Below are 14,894 nucleotides of genomic sequence, written 5' to 3' on the forward strand. Positions count from 1 at the left end.
GGCGGCACTGGGCGCTCTTGTCCTCGGCCAGGGTGTGCGCGACCAGTCGCGACGTACCTCGCCGCGTACGGCGCCTGACCGTCGCTTCCCGTCTATCGTCCGGGGATGGTGAGCGAGGAGGAACTACGGGCGGGGTTCGGCCCGCCGCGCGGATACTCCGGGGTGGACGCCTGGGAGGAGTTGGAGGCCGTGGCCGGGCCTCTGCCCACGGACTACAAGGAGTTCGTGGCCGCGTACGGCCCCGGTGTCGTGGGGGCGTTCCTGCGCGTGCTGCATCCATCGTCCGCGGGATTCGGGATGATCGAGACGATCGAGAGCATGGCCCCGCTCCATCAGTCGCTCGTCCCGCACAAGATCCCCCACGCCGTCTTCCCCGCCGAGGGCGGCATGGTCCAGTGGGCGACCACGCTGGATGCCGACGCCTGTTTCCTGGTGCCCGGGTCCACGGGGAAGTGGGGCATCGGCGTCTGGTTCCGGCAGCGGGCCCAGTGGGAGGAGTACGAGGGCGGTGTCCCGGCCTGGTTGCTGCGGCAGGCCGAGGGCACGCTGATCATCGACGGTCTGCCGTTGAGGGAGTACGGCGGCTTCCTCCCCGTGGACTGAACGCCGTCCCTCCCGCGGACACCGTGGCCGCTAGCCGTCCGCAGGTTGCGGATCCGCGGGATTCGGGGTGGTGGCGCTCGTCACGATTTGCTGGAGGGCGGCGATGTGGCCGTCGAAGGCGGCGCGGCCGGGTGGGGTGAGGCGGGCGCGGACTTTGCGGCGGGTGCCGGTGAGGCGGCGCTCGGTGGTGACGTAGCCGGCCTCTTCGAGGGTGGTGAGCTGTTTGGAGAGGGCCGAGTCGGAGAGGCCCAGCCGGTCCTTGAGGTAGGCGAACTCGGCCCAGTCGGCCGCCGCGAGGGTCGCCACCAGCGACAGCCGGGTGCTGGGGTGGATCAGCTCGTCGAACCGCGGGTCGGTCATGCGTGCGCCCAACGCCGAAGGACGCGCAGGATCTCGGGGCCGCCGAAGCCGACGATCGCCGCGACGAAGACCGCCGCCCAGATGCCGGCGTGGTCGGCGCCGTCGGCGTCGAGACCGAGGGCGACGCCGATCGTGAGGCCGATGAGCCCGATCAGCATGCCGATGACGACGAGCGGGATACGGCGGCTCGCGACCGCCCGGCTGACCTGCAGCCGGTCGGTGCGGCGGCGGCCGTCCAGGAGGCGCGGGGCGAGCGTGCCGTGGACCGCGCCGAAGGTGACGGTCGCCATTCCGGCCAGCCAGGCCGGTGTCAGGTTGCTGAGAACGCCGAGCAGGACCCAGCCCCCCGCCATGGCCCACCAGTAGCCGCGCGGCAGACCGACCTCCTCCGCCACCTGGCCCCGGGCGCGGTCGACGGCGTCGAGGGCGGTGCGGGCTTCCTCTGGAGCGATGTGGTCCATGGCCACACCTCACTTTCCTAGTGGGAAAGTAAGCGTCCCACTTTCCCACTAGGAAAGTCAAGGTCCTACCAGGTGGGGATGAAACCGCCGTCGATGGTGAGGTCGCTGCCGGTGACGTTCGCGGCGCGGTCGCCCGCGAGGAAGAGGACCATCTCGGCGACTTCCGCGGGGCGGGAGAAGCGCCCGGTGGGGATGGCGGCGGACGCCTGGCTCACCACGTCCTCGGGACGGATCCCGGCGTTCGCCGAGATCGTGGCGGCCACGCCGTCCCCGCCGAGCCACAGGTCGGTCTCCACGGGGCCGGGGCTGACGGTGTTGACCCGGACGCCCTTGGCGGCGACCTCCTTGGAGAGGGCCTTGGAGAAGGCGACGAGCGCCGCCTTGCCCGCGCTGTAGTCGATCACCATGGGGTCGGGCAGCGTGGCGTTCACCGAGGCCACGGTGACGACGGAACCCCGGCCCGCCTCCAGCATCAGCGGCAGGGCGGCGCGGGTGACGCGTACCGCCGTGAGGAGGTTGAGGTCGACGGTGCGCGCCCAGTCCGCGTCGGTCACCGACAGGAAGCCGCCGGTACGGGCCGGGGCCGAGCCGACGTTGTTGACCAGGATGTCGACGCGGCCGTCCGCCGCCGCGACGAGACGGGCGGCGTCCTCGGGGACGCCCAGGTCGACCGCGACCCAGGTGACGGACCCCGTGTCGACGAGCGCGTCGAGGCCGTCGGAGGTGGTGCGTGATCCCGCGACCACCTTCGCGCCGGCGGCCGCGAGGGCCTGTACGACGGCCAGGCCGATGCCCTTGCTCGCGCCGGTCACCACGGCGGTCCTGCCCTGGAGTTCGTTGTTCGCGTCCATGGGTCCTGCTCTCTTCTCCAGGCCGCTACCGCGGCTTTCGAGGCGGCGTCGCCGCCAACACCGTACGGTCCGTCGTGGAGCGCGTCCCGCAGCGACGCCCGGGGCGCATAGGGTCGCCCCGGGGGCCTTCCCCCGTACGGGGAACCACCGGGAGCCGGGGGGGTCGGCATGACGGAGCCAGCGTCAGGAAGCGCGGCGGGAACGCCGCCGGAAGCACGGTCAGGTACGGGGCCGTCAGATACGGGACCGGCAGGTACGGGGGAGCCCGCCGCGACGACCGCCACCGCGGCAGGCGTCCTCGCGTCGTACGTGCCCGCCGTCCGCGCGCTCGCCGAGCGGTGGCTCGTGGCGGTGGAACGGGATCCGGACGTACGGGCGGCGGGCGGGGACTTCGCCTGCTCGCCGACGGGCGTGTGGCTGACGCTGTCGGCGGCAGCGGCGGGCGCGCGGGGCGGGACCGCGCGGGAGCTGGAGGGGCTGCTCGGAGCGGCCGGGGCGCGGGCGGCCCAGGCCGCGTCCGACGCGACCCGGGCGCTGGCGGAGACGGACGCCGTGGCCGTCGCCACGGGGATGTGGTCGCGGACGCCGGTCTACCGCGCGTTCCGCGAGTCGCTGCCCGACATCCGCTTCGGGCAGTTCGACCCCGCCGACCCGTCGGCGGTCGACGCGTGGGTACGGGAGGCGACCGGCGGGCTGGTCGGGCGGCTGCCGGGCGCCATGGCTCCCGACACGCTGCTGCTCCTGGTCAACGCGCTGGCGCTGAAGGCGAAATGGGCCGCGCCGTTCAAGCGCCAGGACACCAAGGACCGGGCCTTCACCGACGCGAGCGGCGTGGCACACCAGGTGCCGACGATGTTCAAGCGGCTGCCGCAGCCCGGTCACGCGTGGACGGTGGAAGGACCGTCCGGCGACACCGTGGAGGTGGTCGCGATGCGCTGCCTGGAGCGGCCGGGACGGCAGCCGGGGCAGGCGGGCGCTCCGGCGCAGGTGAGTTTCGTGCTCGGCGCGCCCGGGCGGACGGCCGCCGAGGTGCTGCCCGCCGCATGGGCACCCGCCGGGCGGCGGCGCCCCGTCGAGGCGGACCGCGTCACCATCGCGCTGCCGCGCCTCTCCCTGCGTACGCAGCTGGACGTGGCCCGGCACCTCGAACCGCTGGGCGCGGCCCAGGTCTGCTCGACCCACGCCGACTTCTCCGGGCTCTCGCCGGAACCGCTGCGGATCAGCGCCGTCGTGCAGGAGTCCCTGGTGAAGGTCGACGAGCTGGGAGTCGAGGCGGCGGCCCGCACAGAGGGGCACTTCACCACCCGCAGCGCGCAGACCGCCGTCCCCCGGATCCGCCACATCGCCTTCGACCGCCCGTTCGGCATCGTGATCTTCGACGGCCCCAGCGGCATCCCGCTCTTCACCGCCTGGCAGGCGTCCGCCCCACGGGCGGACTGAGGAGCGCGTCCAGGGCGGGTCTTCCGGGAATTCCGCGCGCCCCGGGCGCGGCCTGCTTCGGCCACCCGGCCGGTTCGCCGGCTGGGTGGCCGTCACGGCGTCAGAGGTCGAACTCCTGGGGGTTGAGGCCCACCGCGAAGCACGCCTCGCGGACGACGGCCTGCTCGGTCTTGTCGAAGATGCCGTCGGCGCCGCCGATGACGATGCCGATCTGGATGACGGCACGCGCCTCGGTCGGCTTCTTCTGGACCTTGGCGATCTCCTGCAGGATCGCCACCTTGCCGAAGTCGAAGTCCGAGGTGAGCTTGGTCAGGTATTCGTCGAAGCGGCGCTGGAGGTCGAGCGCGGGGAAGTTCTGCAGCACGTCGTTGGTGCCGATCAAGGTGGCCACGCGCTGCCGCTCGGCGGGGTCGATGGAGCCGTCGGCCGCGGCGACGAGGGCGCACATGGCCATGCTGGCGTCGCGGAAGGCACCGCTCTTCAGGTCGTTCTTCTTCGCGTTGAGCTGGGTCTGCATCGTCTGTGCGGACTCTTTGAAGCGGTCCCAAAGGGCCATGAGCGGATCTCCTCGGCATGGTGCGGGGTGTGCGGCGTTTCCGGTCTGAGAACTCTCGGGGAGCGTAAAGGAGTTCCCAAGCCGGACGAGGCGAATACAACCACGGGCCCGTGGCGGCGCCTCCGAGGACCCCAGCCCTACGCCAGCAGGACGACCTTTCCCATGGTGGCCCGGGACTCCAGCGCCCGGTGGGCGGCCGCCGCGTCGGCCAGCGGGAAGGTCTCGACGGCCGGTACGAGACGGCCGTCGGCGGCCGCGGCCAGCGCCTCGGTCTCCAGGCCGCGCATGCCCTCGGGCGTGCCGGTGAGCTTGAGCAGCGCCGGGCCGACCAGGACGTGCGAGGTGATGCCGCGGGCGGCGAGTTCGCCGTCCGCGAACTCCACCGGGCCGCCCGCCGCCCAGCCGTAAACGAGGTGGCGCCCGCCGGGGGAGAGCAGGCCCGTCGCCGCGTGGCCGAGCGCCCCGCCGACCGCGTCGAGCACCACCGTGACGCCCCCCAGCCCGCGCGCGGACAGGAAGTCGCGGACGTCTCCCGTCCAGCTCTCCCGGGCGTAGTCGACGGCCAGGTCGGCGCCCAGCGAGCGGACCCTGGCGGTCTTCGCGGGGCCGCCCGCGGCGCCGACGACGGTGGCGCCGAGCCGCCGGGTGTGCTGGACCAAGAGAGTGCCGATGCCGCCCGCCGCCGCCAGCACCAGGACGGTGTCGTCGGCGGTCAGGCCCGCGAGCCGCAGGAGGCCGACCGTGGTCCGCCCGGTGCCGATCATGGCGACGGCCTCGGGGAAGCCCAGGCCGTCGGGGAGCCGGTGGACGCGGGCGGCGTCGGTGACGGCGAGTTCGGCGTAGCCGCCGGGCACCATCCCCAGGTGCGCGACGACGCGGCGGCCGAGCCAGTCCGGGTCGGCGCCCTCGCCCAGCGCGTCGACCACGCCCGCCACCTCGCGGCCCGGAACGGTCGGGAGCCGCGGCGCGGGCATCGGGCCGTCGCCGTACTTCCCCGCCCGCAGGGTGGTGTCGATCAGGTGCACTCCGGCGGCGGCGACCGCGATCCTGAGCTGCCCGGGGCCGGGCACGGGGTCGGCGACCTCCTCGTAGCGGAGGTTCTCCGGTGGTCCGAAGGCGTGCAGGCGTACGGCGTGCATGGCGGGTCTCCCGTGGGTCGCGCGGTGGCGGTGCGCTGCCCACTCAACAACCTCAAGTGGACTTGAGGTCAAGCCCGTTCCGCGCCCGGGGACGCGGGTGCGTCACACCCGCGGGAAGCGGGCCAGCAGGGCCCACACCGCCGGGTTGCCGTCCAGGCCGTCGTGCATGTCGGTCAGGTCGGCGACCAGGTCGTGCAGGAAGTCCCTGGCCTCCCGGCGCAGTTCCGCGTGGTGCAGCACCAGCGGCGGCTCGTCGGGCTCCCAGTCGGCGGTCACGTCCACATGCCCGAAGCGCCGTACGAACCGCAGTCGGTCGGTGGACTCGGTGAAGTCGAACTCCGCGTACTGCGGCCTGGCCGCCCGGCCGCCCCGGGGATCACGGTCCAGCTCCTCCACGATGTCGCACAGCGCCCAGGCGAAGTCCAGCACGGGCACCCATCCCCAGCCTGTGGACAACTCCCGCTCGCCCTCGGCCACGTACACGTCCCCGCAGAACAGGTCGTGGCGCAGCGCCCGCACGTCGGCGCGCCGGTAGTCGGTCTGCGGCGGGTCGGGGAAGCGGCGCGAGAGGGCGTAGCCGAGGTCGATCACCCGGCTGATGGTGTCATGGGCGTACGACGGCGGGCGGCCCCGTACCGCGGAGGTGAGTCCGGGTAGGGGGCCGCCCGCGGGCGCGCCGCCGTGCAGGGCGCGGAGTCCTCGGAGGTTCCCCGCCGGGAACCTCGGGAGGGTGTCGTCAGAGGTTGACGCCGAAGTCGGTGGCGATGCCGACCAGGCCGGAGGCGTAACCCTGGCCCACGGCGCGGAACTTCCACTCGGCCCCGTTGCGGTACAGCTCGCCGAAGACCATGGCGGTCTCGGTGGCCGCGTCCTCGCTCAGGTCGTAGCGGGCGATCTCGGCGCCGCCGGCCTGGTTGATGATGCGGATGTAGGCGTTGCGCACCTGGCCGAAGTTCTGGCTGCGCGCCTCGGCGTCGTAGATCGAGACCGGGAAGACGATCTTGTCGATGTCGGCGGGCAGGCCCGCGAGGTTGACGTTGATGGCCTCGTCGTCGCCCTCGCCCTCGCCGGTGCGGTTGTCACCGGTGTGCACGATGGTCTGGTCCGGCGTCTGCTTGTTGTTGAAGAAGACGAAGTGGCCGTCGGAGTAGACCTTGCCCGTGGTGTTGACCGCGATGGCGCTCGCGTCCAGGTCGAAGTCGGTGCCGGTGGTCGTCCGCACGTCCCAGCCGAGGCCGACAGTCACGGCCGTCAGACCGGGCGCCTCTTTGGTGAGCGAGACGTTGCCGCCCTTGGACAGGCTTACAGCCATGGGGAGTCCCCTTTGTGATCGGTCGTAGGTGTTGCCGACGAAACTACCGTCATCCGTCAGAACGCGGTCAGAGGATCGTACGGTTCCGTAATCCGCCGACTTTCCCTCCTCCGTGGCGCGTAGCGGAACCGGTCGCGAAAACCCTGTGACGTACGGGGCGGGGAGGCGGGATCATGGGACACATGTCCGGGCCACTCGTCATCCGCGGTTCGGTCTCCGTCCCGGAGGCCGAGCTGATGTGGCGTTTCTCGCGTTCGTCGGGTCCGGGCGGCCAGCATGTGAACACCAGCGACTCGCAGGTGGAGTTGCGCTTCGACCTGGCGCGTACGCAGGCGCTGCCGCCGGTGTGGAAGCAGCGGGCGCTGGAGCGGCTCGCGGGGCGGCTGACCGGCGGTGTGCTGACGGTCAAGGCGTCCGAGCACCGCTCGCAGTGGCGCAACCGGGAGGCGGCGGCGGTCCGGCTGACCGCGCTGCTCGCCCAGGCGACCGCGCCGCCGCCCAAGCAGCGGCGCGCGACGAAGATCCCCCGGGGGATCAACGAACGGCGGCTGCGCGTGAAGAAGCAGCGCAGCGAGACCAAGCGGGGCCGTGCCAACGGGAGCTGGGACTGATCCCGGCGGATTCCCGGCAGGTCCCCGGCGCGGACCGGGCGGTGTCCCGTCCGCCGTCGCGCCGTCAGTCCAGGTAGCGGTAGCGGCCGCGGAAGTACGTCAGCGGGCCGCCGTCCGCGCTCGGGGTGACCGCGCTGAGCACCCGGCCGATCACCAGGGTGTGGTCGCCCGCGACCACCCGCTGCTCGGTTTCGCACTCGAGTATCGCCAGCGCGCCGCCGAGGACCGGCGCGCCGGAGAGCGGGCCGCGGTAGTACGAGATGTCCTCGAAGAGCAGCCGGTCGCTGATCCGGCCGCGCAGCGCGAACCGCCCGGCGATGTGCCGCTGGCTCTCGCTGAGCACGGACGCCGCCCAGCGCGGCTGGCGCTCCAGCAACTCGTCCATCCGCGAGCCGTTGCGCACGCTCACCAGCACCAGGGGAGGCTCGAGCGAGACGGACAGGAAGGCGGTCGCGGTCATGCCCACGTCCTCCCCGCGCGGTTCGTCCTCGGCGTCGTGGGCGGTGATGAGCACGACTCCGGAGGCGAGTCGTTTCATCGCCTCGCGGAAGTCGTCGGTGTCTGCGGTCTCTGGCTGGGCCATGGTGGTCCCAGGATGCCGTCCGGGCGAAGTCTGAAGCACGCTCCCCACGTTACGGGTCGGTAGGAATCCACCGCATCGGACCGCGGACCGAGTCATTCCCCTTGTGGTCCTAGGTCCGGAGGTCTACGTTCTGTGTTCAACCGCTTACCAGATGATGTGACTTGAGTCACAGAGAGCAGGAATTGTTGACCCTCTGTACCGACAGCACAGCTCGCTGTGATTCAGTTGCCGATGTAACCAGTTGAGCTAGTGGTTCGACGACCGACCAGAGATCGACGACCAGAGATCGACGACCCGGAATTCACAGGAGTTGCTGTCGAGGGCTCGGAGAGAGGCATGGACACCGAGTCGGAGCCGTATGTCCGTCTCGCGACCCTGCGTCAGCTTCATCAGGTCGTGGCGGACCTGAACACAGCGCGGAGTCTCGCGGACACCCTGCAGGCAGTTGCCGACGGGGTGGTCAGAGGGCTGGGCTACGAGCTTGCCGCCGTCAACCTGGTGCGTCCGGACGGCGATCTCATCGTGGCCGCGTTCGCGGGCAGCGCGGCGGGCGAGGCACTGCTGGCCGGCCGGATCGGCTCCCGTACCGCCTGGGAGCGCCGGCTCACCATGGGCGAGCGCTGGGGGACCCTGCGCTTCATCCCGCACACCGAGGGCTGGGTGCTCATCGACGACGACGTGCCGCAGTGGCACACCGAGGGCCCGCTGCCCCGCTTCGCCGACGAATGGCACCCCGGGGACCGGCTCTACGCGCCCATGTACTCCTCGCAGAGCGTCGGCAGCGAGCTGATCGGCGTCATATCGGTCGACCGGCCCGCCAGCGGCAGGCACCCCGGCCCATGGGGCTGCGAGGCGCTGCAGATGTACGCCTTCCAGGCCGGAATCGCGATCAGCAACGCCCGGCTGCGCGCCAACATGCAGCGCGCCCTGGTCCGGCTGGAGCGCGACCAGCAGGCGCTGCGGGCCAGCGAGGAGAGCTTCCGGCAGGCGTTCGAGTACGCGCCCAGCGGCATGGCCATCGCCGAGATGGGCGGCGACCAGCACGGCAAGCTGCTGCGCGCGAACGACGCGCTCTGCCGCCTGCTGGGCAGGTCGGCGTCCACGATGCGCCGCTACTCCTTCTCCGACCTGGTGCACCCCGAGGACGTCGGGTTGCTGCTGCGCACCTCCGCCGAGGGCGGCCGGGCCGAGCTGCGGCTCGCCCGCAGGGACGGCACCTATGTGTGGGCCTCGCTGCGCAACTCCGTGGTCGCGGACACCGCCGACGGGCCGCGCTTCCTGCTCACCCACGTCGAGGACATCGAGGAGCGCAAGGGCCGCGAGCTGCAGCTCGCCCACCGCGCCAGCCACGACTCGCTCACCGGCCTGCCCAACAGCGCCGAGCTGCGCGCCCGGCTCTCCGCCCGGTTGTGCGCGCGCCCGCAGGACCGGGACGCCCGCGACGCCGCGCTCGCCGCGGAGGCCGAGGGACCCGACGAGTTCGCCTTCAGCTACGGGTACGGACCCGAGGAGCTGGCCTCGCCGCTGGACGCGATCGGCTACGACTCGCACAGCCATGTCACCGCCCCGGACGAGAACGACCCGGAGACCGCGGGCAAGGGCCTGGCGGTGCTCTTCTGCGACCTCGACGGCTTCAAGTCGATCAACGACCGGTTCGGCCACCACACCGGTGACGCCGTCCTCATCGAGGTGGCGCGGCGGCTGACCGGTGCGGTGCGCGACGGTGACACCGTTGCCAGGCTGGGCGGCGACGAGTTCGTGGTCCTGGCCGACGGGCTGGCCCCGGCCGACGCCGCCGATCTCTCGGTCCGGCTGCGCAACGCGATCATCCCGCCGATCCGCGTCGACGGCCGCGCCGTCCGCGTCGGCGCCAGCTTCGGCATCGGCTGGGCGGGCTGCGGGATGACCGCGGAAGAGGTACTGCACTCCGCCGACCAGCGGATGTACGTCGAGAAGCGGTCCCGCTCCCGCAGCGGCCACCGCCGCGCGGGCTAGATCACACCGGGGCCGTCGCCGGGCAGCCGCCCGGCGCCCGCCTGCGGGTTCCCCGCCGATCCCCGGTCTTCCCCCGAGGGCGGAGCTGCGACGTCCACCTTGCGGAGTACCAGAGATCGCTCCTCGGGCTGACCCCGGCACGGGTTCTGTTGCCTACGCTGGGTTATGTGCAGCGCATCTACGACTTTCTCCGCAGACACCCGACGTGGGTGGACGGCTTCTGGGCCGCCGTCCTCCTCGTGGTGTGCGCGGCGTGGGTCGCGCTGGCCCCCAACATGTCCCTCCACGCCCGGCTCGCCGCGATCCCGCTGTCCATCGCCCTCGCGGTGGTCGTCACGGTCCGCCGCCGGGCGCCGGAGAAGATGCTGCTGCTGGCCATCGGCGTCGGCCTGGCGCAGCTCGCGTTCAACGTGGAGACCAATCCGGGCGACGCCGCGCTGCTGGTGATCGTCTACACCTGCGCGTCCAACGGGGAGCGCTGGTCGTCCCGGCTGGCGCTGGTCGCCGGGCTCGCCGCGGCGCCGCTGTCGATGATGCGCTGGCCACCGCACGACGAGTCGTCGACCATCTGGACGACGCTGCTCCAGACCTTCTTCCTGGCCGTGATCTTCGCGCTGTCCTGGGTGGTCGGCGACCGGCTGCGCACCCGGCGGGCGTACTACGCGGAGCTGGAGGAGCGGGCCGCCCGGCTGCACCGAGAGCGCGAGGCCCAGTCCAAGGCCGCGGTCGCCGCCGAGCGGGCCAGGATCGCCCGCGAGCTGCACGACGTGGTCGCGCACAATGTGTCGGTGATGGTCGTCCAGGCCGACGGCGCCGCCTATGTGCTGGACGCCGCGCCCGACCAGGCCAAGCAGGCGCTGGAGACCATCTCCAGCACCGGCAGGCAGGCCCTGGCCGAGATGCGGCGGCTGCTCGGCCTGCTGCGGGCCGGTGACGACGCGGGCGGCGAGTACGTACCGCAGCCCGGCGTCGACCAGCTCGCCGATCTCATCGACCAGGTGCGCGGCGCGGGCCTGCCCGTACGGTTCGAGGTGGCGGGGGAGGCCCGGCCGCTGTCCAGCGGCGTGGAGCTGACCGCGTACCGCATCGTGCAGGAGGCGCTGACCAATGTGCGCAAGCACGGCGGCGACGGGGCCAGCGCCAGCGTCCTGCTCGACTTCGGCGACTCCGCGCTGGACCTGCTGATCGAGGACGACGGCCGGGGCGCCCGGCACGAGCTGTACGAGCAGGGCGGTCAGGACGGCCTCGGCCAGGGCCTGATCGGGATGCGGGAACGGATAGGCATGGTCGGTGGCACACTGGCCGCCGGGCCCCGGCCCGGCGGCGGCTTCCGGATCAGCGCGGTGCTGCCGCTGCGGACCGGGCGGTAGGAGCCGAGCGCGGGGTCCGGCGGAGTTCGGCAGGGTTCGGCAGGGGGGGCGTCGCCCGGCGGCGCACAACAGAAGGGCAGGAAACATGGCGATCCGCGTCATGCTCGTCGACGACCAGGTGCTGCTGCGCACCGGGTTCCGGATGGTGCTCGCCGCCCAGCCGGACATGGAGGTCGTGGCCGAGGCGGGCGACGGCGTGGAGGCGCTGGAGGTGCTGCGGCACACCAGGGTCGACGTGGTGCTGATGGACGTCCGGATGCCGCGGATGGACGGGGTGGAGGCCACCCGGCGGATCTGCGGCGGCGACCGCACCCCTGACGACGGCGGGCCCCGGGTGCTGATCCTCACCACCTTCGACCTCGACGAGTACGCCTTCACCGCGCTCAAGGCGGGCGCCAGCGGCTTCATGCTCAAGGACGTGCCGCCGGACGAGCTGCTCGGCGCCATCCGCGCCGTGCACAGCGGCGACGCGGTGGTGGCGCCCAGCACCACCAGGCGGCTGCTGGACCGCTTCACCCCGATGCTGCCCAGTTCCGGCGCCGACGAGCACAAGCAGGTCGACCGGCTCACCGAGCGCGAGCGCGAGGTGCTGCTGCTGGTCGCCCAGGGCATGTCGAACGGCGAGATCGCCCGCAAGCTGGTGCTCTCCGAGGCGACCGTCAAGACGCACGTCGGCCGCATCCTCACCAAGCTGGACCTGCGCGACCGGGTGCAGGCGGTGGTGCTGGCCTACGAGACCGGTCTGGTGCGGGCGGGCGGCGGCTGACCGCCCCGCACTCGCACCCGCACCCGCCCCCGCACCCGCCGCCGGGCTCCACGGGCCACCGCGGGCCTACGGCCGCAGGACCAGGGCGAGCAGGCCGGGGAAGCGGGCGTCGAATTCGGCGCGGCGCAGCCGGTTGAAGCGCTTGGGCCCGATGTCGCGCTGCTCCACCAGCCCGGCGGCCCGCAGGGCGGCGAAGTGGTGGCTGAGCGCGGCCTTGCCGACGGGCACGTCGAAGGAGCCGCAGCTGCGCTCCCAGTCCTGCGACCCGGCCAGTTCGCGGACCAGCTGGAGGCGTACGGGATCGGCGAGGGCGCCGAGCGCGGTCAGCAGCGGGACGTCGTCCGGGTGGACGTGCTCGGGGGCGGCCCGGTGGGCGCGCTGCACGGTCATCGGGACCTCCTGGCTCGTGGGGGGAATCACCGGCACGGATCACCGGTTTGCACCGCCGAAACGATGCGCCCGGGCGACGTACGGACGGCGTGCTCACGACGTACGCACGAAGAACGGACGAAGCAGCGGACCTGACACCGAACCGACTTGCAGACTGTTCGATGAAAACCATACACTCCTGAGTGTTCGCTTCTGATCAAACACTCCGATCCACGCGCATCGACGCGGAACCAGCAACGGGGGTACGACATGCGCGCCATCATCTTCGAAGAGTTCGGCGGTCCCGAGGTCCTCAAGGTCGTCGACCGGCCGGAGCCGCAACCAGGCCCGGGCGAGGTGTCCATAGAAGTCGCCTACGCGGGCGTGAACTTCGCCGACATCAAGGCCCGCGCGGAGGGCTACCGGGTGGAGAGCCTGCCCTTCCTGCCCGGCCTGGAGGTCTCCGGCCGGATCCGCGCCGTCGGTGACGGTGTCACCGGCCTCACCCCCGGCCAGGAGGTGGCCGCCTTCCTCAACGGCGGCGGCTACGCCGAGGTGACCGTCGCCCCCGCGGCGACCGTCTTCCCCGTCCCCGACGGCCTCGACCTGCGCACCGGCGCCACCCTGCCCAGCGTGCTGCCCACCGCGTACGCGCTGCTGCACGACGTGGCGCGGCTGCGCGACGGCGACACCGTGCTCGTCCAGGGCGCCGCGGGCGGCGTCGGCACGGTTGCCGGGCAGTTGGCCCGGCTCGGCGGCGCCGCGGCCGTCTACGGGGTCGTCTCCAGCTTCGACAAGGCCGAGCACGCCCTCAAGTCCGGCTACGACCAGGTCTTCCTGACCGAGTCGTTCGACACCGACGTCCGCGCGGCCACCGGCGGGCGGGGCGTGGACATCGCGCTCGACCCGGTCGGCGGTGAGACCTTCCGCCGCACCCTCGGCACGCTCGGCCGCTTCGGGCGGCTGGTCTCCTTCGGCAACGCCGGCTCCGAGGAGCCCTGGCAGATCGGCCCCGGCGAGACGTACCCGCTGTCCGTGTCGGTCGCCGGGTTCTCCATCCTCGCCATGGCCGCCGCCGACCCGGCGCGGTTGCGCCAGATCGCCGACCTGGCGTTCCGTACCGTCACCGACGGCGGCGTGGAGCTGCCGGTCAGCGCCGAGTTCCCGCTGGAGCGGGCCGACGAGGCGCACCGCCTGGTCGAGTCCCGCACCAGCACCGGCAAGCTGCTGCTCCAGGTCGGCTGAGGCCGCCCGTCCGGCACCGCGGGGCACGCCCTACGGCAGCCGGGCCACGAACTCCGCCGCCGCGTCCTTCACGTCCGCCGCCGTCCACTCCAGGGCGGCGGCGGACACCGTCACCTCCAGCATCGACAGGCCCGGCACGGCCGGTTCATGGAAGGTGCCGCGGCCGAAGAGCGCGGCCGGCGTCTGCTCGGCCTGGAGCGTCGCCGCCTCGTTCAGCACGTCCGCCGGATACGGCAGCCAGAGCTGGAACTGGTGGGTGTGCGGCTCGGCCGGGAACAGGTGCGGCCACACCGCACCCGCCTCCGCCAGGCCGTCGCGCAGCGCCCGCGCGACCACCTTGGCGTGTTCCACGTACGAGGGCAGCCGCGGCAGTTCGGTGCGCAGCCCCGAGAGCGCGGCGAGCGCGGCGGGGAACTGCTGGAAGAGCATGCCGCCGTAGCGGTGCCGCCATGCCTTCGCCTCCGCCACGACGTCGTCGGCGGCGGCCAGCGCGGCGCCGGAGATACCGCCCAGCGACTTGTAGAAGCTCACGTACACGCTGTCCGCGAGGGCGGCGATCTCCGGCAGCGGGCGGCCGAAGTGCGGTGTGCACTCCCAGAGCCGGGCGCCGTCGAAGTGGACGACCGCGTCCCGCTCGCGGGCGGCCGCGACGGTATCGGTCAGCTCGTCCCACGACGGCAGCACGAAACCGGCGTCGCGCAGCGGCAGTTCGAGCATCAGCGCGCCGAACGGCTCCTCGAAGTCCCGCACCTCCTCGGCGGTGGGCAGCCGGCGCTCGGTCGTCGGGTGCACCGGGCGCAGCCCGCTGACCGCGCGGAAGGCGCCGCGCTCGTGCATCTCGGGGTGGGCGAGCGGGTGCAGGGCGACCGTGGAGTTGCCGGTACGCCCGGCCCAGGCGCGCAGGGCGACCTGCTGGGCCATCGTCCCGGTCGGGAAGAAGGCGGCGTCCGGCGTGCCGAGCAGCTCCGCCACCCGCCGCTCGACCTCGGCGACGACGCCGTTGCCGTACATGTCCGGTGGCCCGTCCAGGTCGTACGATTCCTCCGCCTCCTCGGCCAGCCGCGCCAGCCGCTCCCGCAGCGAGTGCCGCTCCCCGTACATGAGCACCCGCTCACACCCGGCCACCGCCGCCGCCCGCCGCTCCCGGGCCTCCGCCACATCGCTCATGCGCCGATCCTCCCTTCCCGCCGCCGCCGACGCCCACCCAATTACCCCCGCCGCGCACGCGGGACC

At 72.8% G+C, this 14,894-nt stretch carries 17 protein-coding genes; 7 read left to right on the forward strand and 10 right to left on the reverse strand.

Translation table 11 applies throughout. The features are described 5' to 3' along the window. Window positions 1–105: 105 nt before the first annotated feature. Complete coding sequence (locus tag AB0M29_RS24145; protein WP_365385845.1) at window positions 106–603, forward strand: hypothetical protein; 498 nt, start codon at window positions 106–108, stop codon at window positions 601–603. A 30-nt stretch (window positions 604–633) separates the two neighbouring features. Here AB0M29_RS24145 and AB0M29_RS24150 read toward each other — a convergent pair whose 3' ends face one another. From AB0M29_RS24150 to AB0M29_RS24160, 3 genes are all read right to left on the reverse strand, one after another. Next, the gene (locus AB0M29_RS24150; protein WP_365385846.1) at window positions 634–963 is read right to left on the reverse strand and encodes a transcriptional regulator; all 330 of its coding nucleotides are present in this window, start codon (window positions 961–963) and stop codon (window positions 634–636) included. Continuing rightward, window positions 960–1,424, reverse strand: a complete 465-nt coding sequence (locus AB0M29_RS24155) for a hypothetical protein (RefSeq protein WP_365385849.1) — start codon at window positions 1,422–1,424, stop codon at window positions 960–962. The genes AB0M29_RS24150 and AB0M29_RS24155 overlap by 4 nt, the downstream gene beginning before the upstream one ends. A 65-nt stretch (window positions 1,425–1,489) precedes the next feature. Then, the gene (locus AB0M29_RS24160) at window positions 1,490–2,275 is read right to left on the reverse strand and encodes an oxidoreductase (protein WP_365385851.1); all 786 of its coding nucleotides are present in this window, start codon (window positions 2,273–2,275) and stop codon (window positions 1,490–1,492) included. A gap of 309 nt (window positions 2,276–2,584) precedes the next feature. Between AB0M29_RS24160 and AB0M29_RS24165 the strand changes: the two genes are divergently transcribed. Next, window positions 2,585–3,715: a serpin family protein gene (locus tag AB0M29_RS24165; RefSeq protein WP_365385852.1), complete on the forward strand. Its 1,131-nt coding sequence runs from the start codon at window positions 2,585–2,587 to the stop codon at window positions 3,713–3,715. A 100-nt stretch (window positions 3,716–3,815) separates the two neighbouring features. On the opposite strand, the gene AB0M29_RS24170 is transcribed toward AB0M29_RS24165, so the two are convergent. The 4 genes from AB0M29_RS24170 to AB0M29_RS24185 form a co-directional block, all read right to left on the reverse strand. Continuing rightward, window positions 3,816–4,271 (reverse strand): tellurite resistance TerB family protein, encoded by a 456-nt coding sequence (locus tag AB0M29_RS24170; protein ID WP_365385854.1) that lies wholly within the window; start codon window positions 4,269–4,271, stop codon window positions 3,816–3,818. Between the two features lie 137 nt (window positions 4,272–4,408). After that, on the reverse strand, window positions 4,409–5,410 hold the full coding sequence (locus AB0M29_RS24175; protein WP_365385856.1) for a zinc-binding dehydrogenase: 1,002 nt from the start codon (window positions 5,408–5,410) through the stop codon (window positions 4,409–4,411). Between the two features lie 102 nt (window positions 5,411–5,512). Next, on the reverse strand, window positions 5,513–6,001 hold the full coding sequence (locus AB0M29_RS24180) for a hypothetical protein (protein ID WP_365385858.1): 489 nt from the start codon (window positions 5,999–6,001) through the stop codon (window positions 5,513–5,515). A gap of 145 nt (window positions 6,002–6,146) precedes the next feature. Beyond that, window positions 6,147–6,722 (reverse strand): TerD family protein, encoded by a 576-nt coding sequence (locus AB0M29_RS24185; protein WP_365385859.1) that lies wholly within the window; start codon window positions 6,720–6,722, stop codon window positions 6,147–6,149. Between the two features lie 173 nt (window positions 6,723–6,895). On the opposite strand from AB0M29_RS24185, the gene arfB reads away from it, so the two are divergent. Next, window positions 6,896–7,333 carry an alternative ribosome rescue aminoacyl-tRNA hydrolase ArfB gene (gene arfB / locus AB0M29_RS24190; RefSeq protein ID WP_365385861.1) on the forward strand — a complete coding sequence of 146 codons (438 nt, stop codon included), beginning with the start codon at window positions 6,896–6,898 and terminating at the stop codon, window positions 7,331–7,333. Between the two features lie 64 nt (window positions 7,334–7,397). Here the strand turns inward: arfB and AB0M29_RS24195 are convergent, their stop codons facing one another. Next, the gene (locus AB0M29_RS24195) at window positions 7,398–7,916 is read right to left on the reverse strand and encodes a flavin reductase family protein (RefSeq protein ID WP_365385863.1); all 519 of its coding nucleotides are present in this window, start codon (window positions 7,914–7,916) and stop codon (window positions 7,398–7,400) included. Window positions 7,917–8,252: 336 nt separating this feature from the next. On the opposite strand from AB0M29_RS24195, the gene cdgB reads away from it, so the two are divergent. The 3 genes from cdgB (at window position 8,253) to AB0M29_RS24210 (ending at window position 12,047) form a co-directional block, all read left to right on the forward strand. Further along, a complete protein-coding gene (gene cdgB, locus AB0M29_RS24200; protein ID WP_365385864.1) occupies window positions 8,253–9,911 on the forward strand; it encodes a diguanylate cyclase CdgB in 1,659 nt (552 codons plus the stop codon). Window positions 9,912–10,078: 167 nt separating this feature from the next. Then, entirely contained in the window at window positions 10,079–11,281 is a 1,203-nt protein-coding gene (locus AB0M29_RS24205) for a histidine kinase (protein WP_365385865.1), read from the forward strand. Between the two features lie 85 nt (window positions 11,282–11,366). After that, entirely contained in the window at window positions 11,367–12,047 is a 681-nt protein-coding gene (locus AB0M29_RS24210; RefSeq protein ID WP_365385867.1) for a response regulator transcription factor, read from the forward strand. Between the two features lie 66 nt (window positions 12,048–12,113). Here the strand turns inward: AB0M29_RS24210 and AB0M29_RS24215 are convergent, their stop codons facing one another. Beyond that, the gene (locus tag AB0M29_RS24215; protein WP_365385869.1) at window positions 12,114–12,437 is read right to left on the reverse strand and encodes a helix-turn-helix domain-containing protein; all 324 of its coding nucleotides are present in this window, start codon (window positions 12,435–12,437) and stop codon (window positions 12,114–12,116) included. A 249-nt stretch (window positions 12,438–12,686) separates the two neighbouring features. On the opposite strand from AB0M29_RS24215, the gene AB0M29_RS24220 reads away from it, so the two are divergent. Continuing rightward, window positions 12,687–13,661, forward strand: a complete 975-nt coding sequence (locus tag AB0M29_RS24220; RefSeq protein WP_365385872.1) for a zinc-binding dehydrogenase — start codon at window positions 12,687–12,689, stop codon at window positions 13,659–13,661. Window positions 13,662–13,691: 30 nt separating this feature from the next. Here the strand turns inward: AB0M29_RS24220 and AB0M29_RS24225 are convergent, their stop codons facing one another. After that, window positions 13,692–14,828, reverse strand: coding sequence for a beta-eliminating lyase-related protein (locus tag AB0M29_RS24225; protein ID WP_365385874.1), 1,137 nt, complete (start codon window positions 14,826–14,828; stop codon window positions 13,692–13,694). Between the last annotated feature and the right edge of the window lie 66 nt (window positions 14,829–14,894).

Origin of the sequence: Streptomyces sp. NPDC051976 (assembly GCF_040680795.1) — a bacterium.
GTDB lineage: Bacteria > Actinomycetota > Actinomycetes > Streptomycetales > Streptomycetaceae > Actinacidiphila.

Excerpts from the sequence above, each read along its gene's own strand:
- AB0M29_RS24145 (WP_365385845.1), top strand. The coding sequence starts at position 106 with ATGGTGAGCGAGGAGGAACTACGGGCGGGGTTCGGCCCGCCGCGCGGA.
- AB0M29_RS24150 (WP_365385846.1), bottom strand. The coding sequence starts at position 963 with ATGACCGACCCGCGGTTCGACGAGCTGATCCACCCCAGCACCCGGCTG.
- AB0M29_RS24155 (WP_365385849.1), bottom strand. The coding sequence starts at position 1,424 with ATGGACCACATCGCTCCAGAGGAAGCCCGCACCGCCCTCGACGCCGTC.
- AB0M29_RS24160 (WP_365385851.1), bottom strand. The coding sequence starts at position 2,275 with ATGGACGCGAACAACGAACTCCAGGGCAGGACCGCCGTGGTGACCGGC.
- AB0M29_RS24170 (WP_365385854.1), bottom strand. The coding sequence starts at position 4,271 with ATGGCCCTTTGGGACCGCTTCAAAGAGTCCGCACAGACGATGCAGACC.
- AB0M29_RS24175 (WP_365385856.1), bottom strand. The coding sequence starts at position 5,410 with ATGCACGCCGTACGCCTGCACGCCTTCGGACCACCGGAGAACCTCCGC.
- AB0M29_RS24185 (WP_365385859.1), bottom strand. The coding sequence starts at position 6,722 with ATGGCTGTAAGCCTGTCCAAGGGCGGCAACGTCTCGCTCACCAAAGAG.
- arfB (WP_365385861.1), top strand. The coding sequence starts at position 6,896 with ATGGGACACATGTCCGGGCCACTCGTCATCCGCGGTTCGGTCTCCGTC.
- AB0M29_RS24195 (WP_365385863.1), bottom strand. The coding sequence starts at position 7,916 with ATGGCCCAGCCAGAGACCGCAGACACCGACGACTTCCGCGAGGCGATG.
- cdgB (WP_365385864.1), top strand. The coding sequence starts at position 8,253 with ATGGACACCGAGTCGGAGCCGTATGTCCGTCTCGCGACCCTGCGTCAG.
- AB0M29_RS24210 (WP_365385867.1), top strand. The coding sequence starts at position 11,367 with ATGGCGATCCGCGTCATGCTCGTCGACGACCAGGTGCTGCTGCGCACC.
- AB0M29_RS24215 (WP_365385869.1), bottom strand. The coding sequence starts at position 12,437 with ATGACCGTGCAGCGCGCCCACCGGGCCGCCCCCGAGCACGTCCACCCG.
- AB0M29_RS24220 (WP_365385872.1), top strand. The coding sequence starts at position 12,687 with ATGCGCGCCATCATCTTCGAAGAGTTCGGCGGTCCCGAGGTCCTCAAG.
- AB0M29_RS24225 (WP_365385874.1), bottom strand. The coding sequence starts at position 14,828 with ATGAGCGATGTGGCGGAGGCCCGGGAGCGGCGGGCGGCGGCGGTGGCC.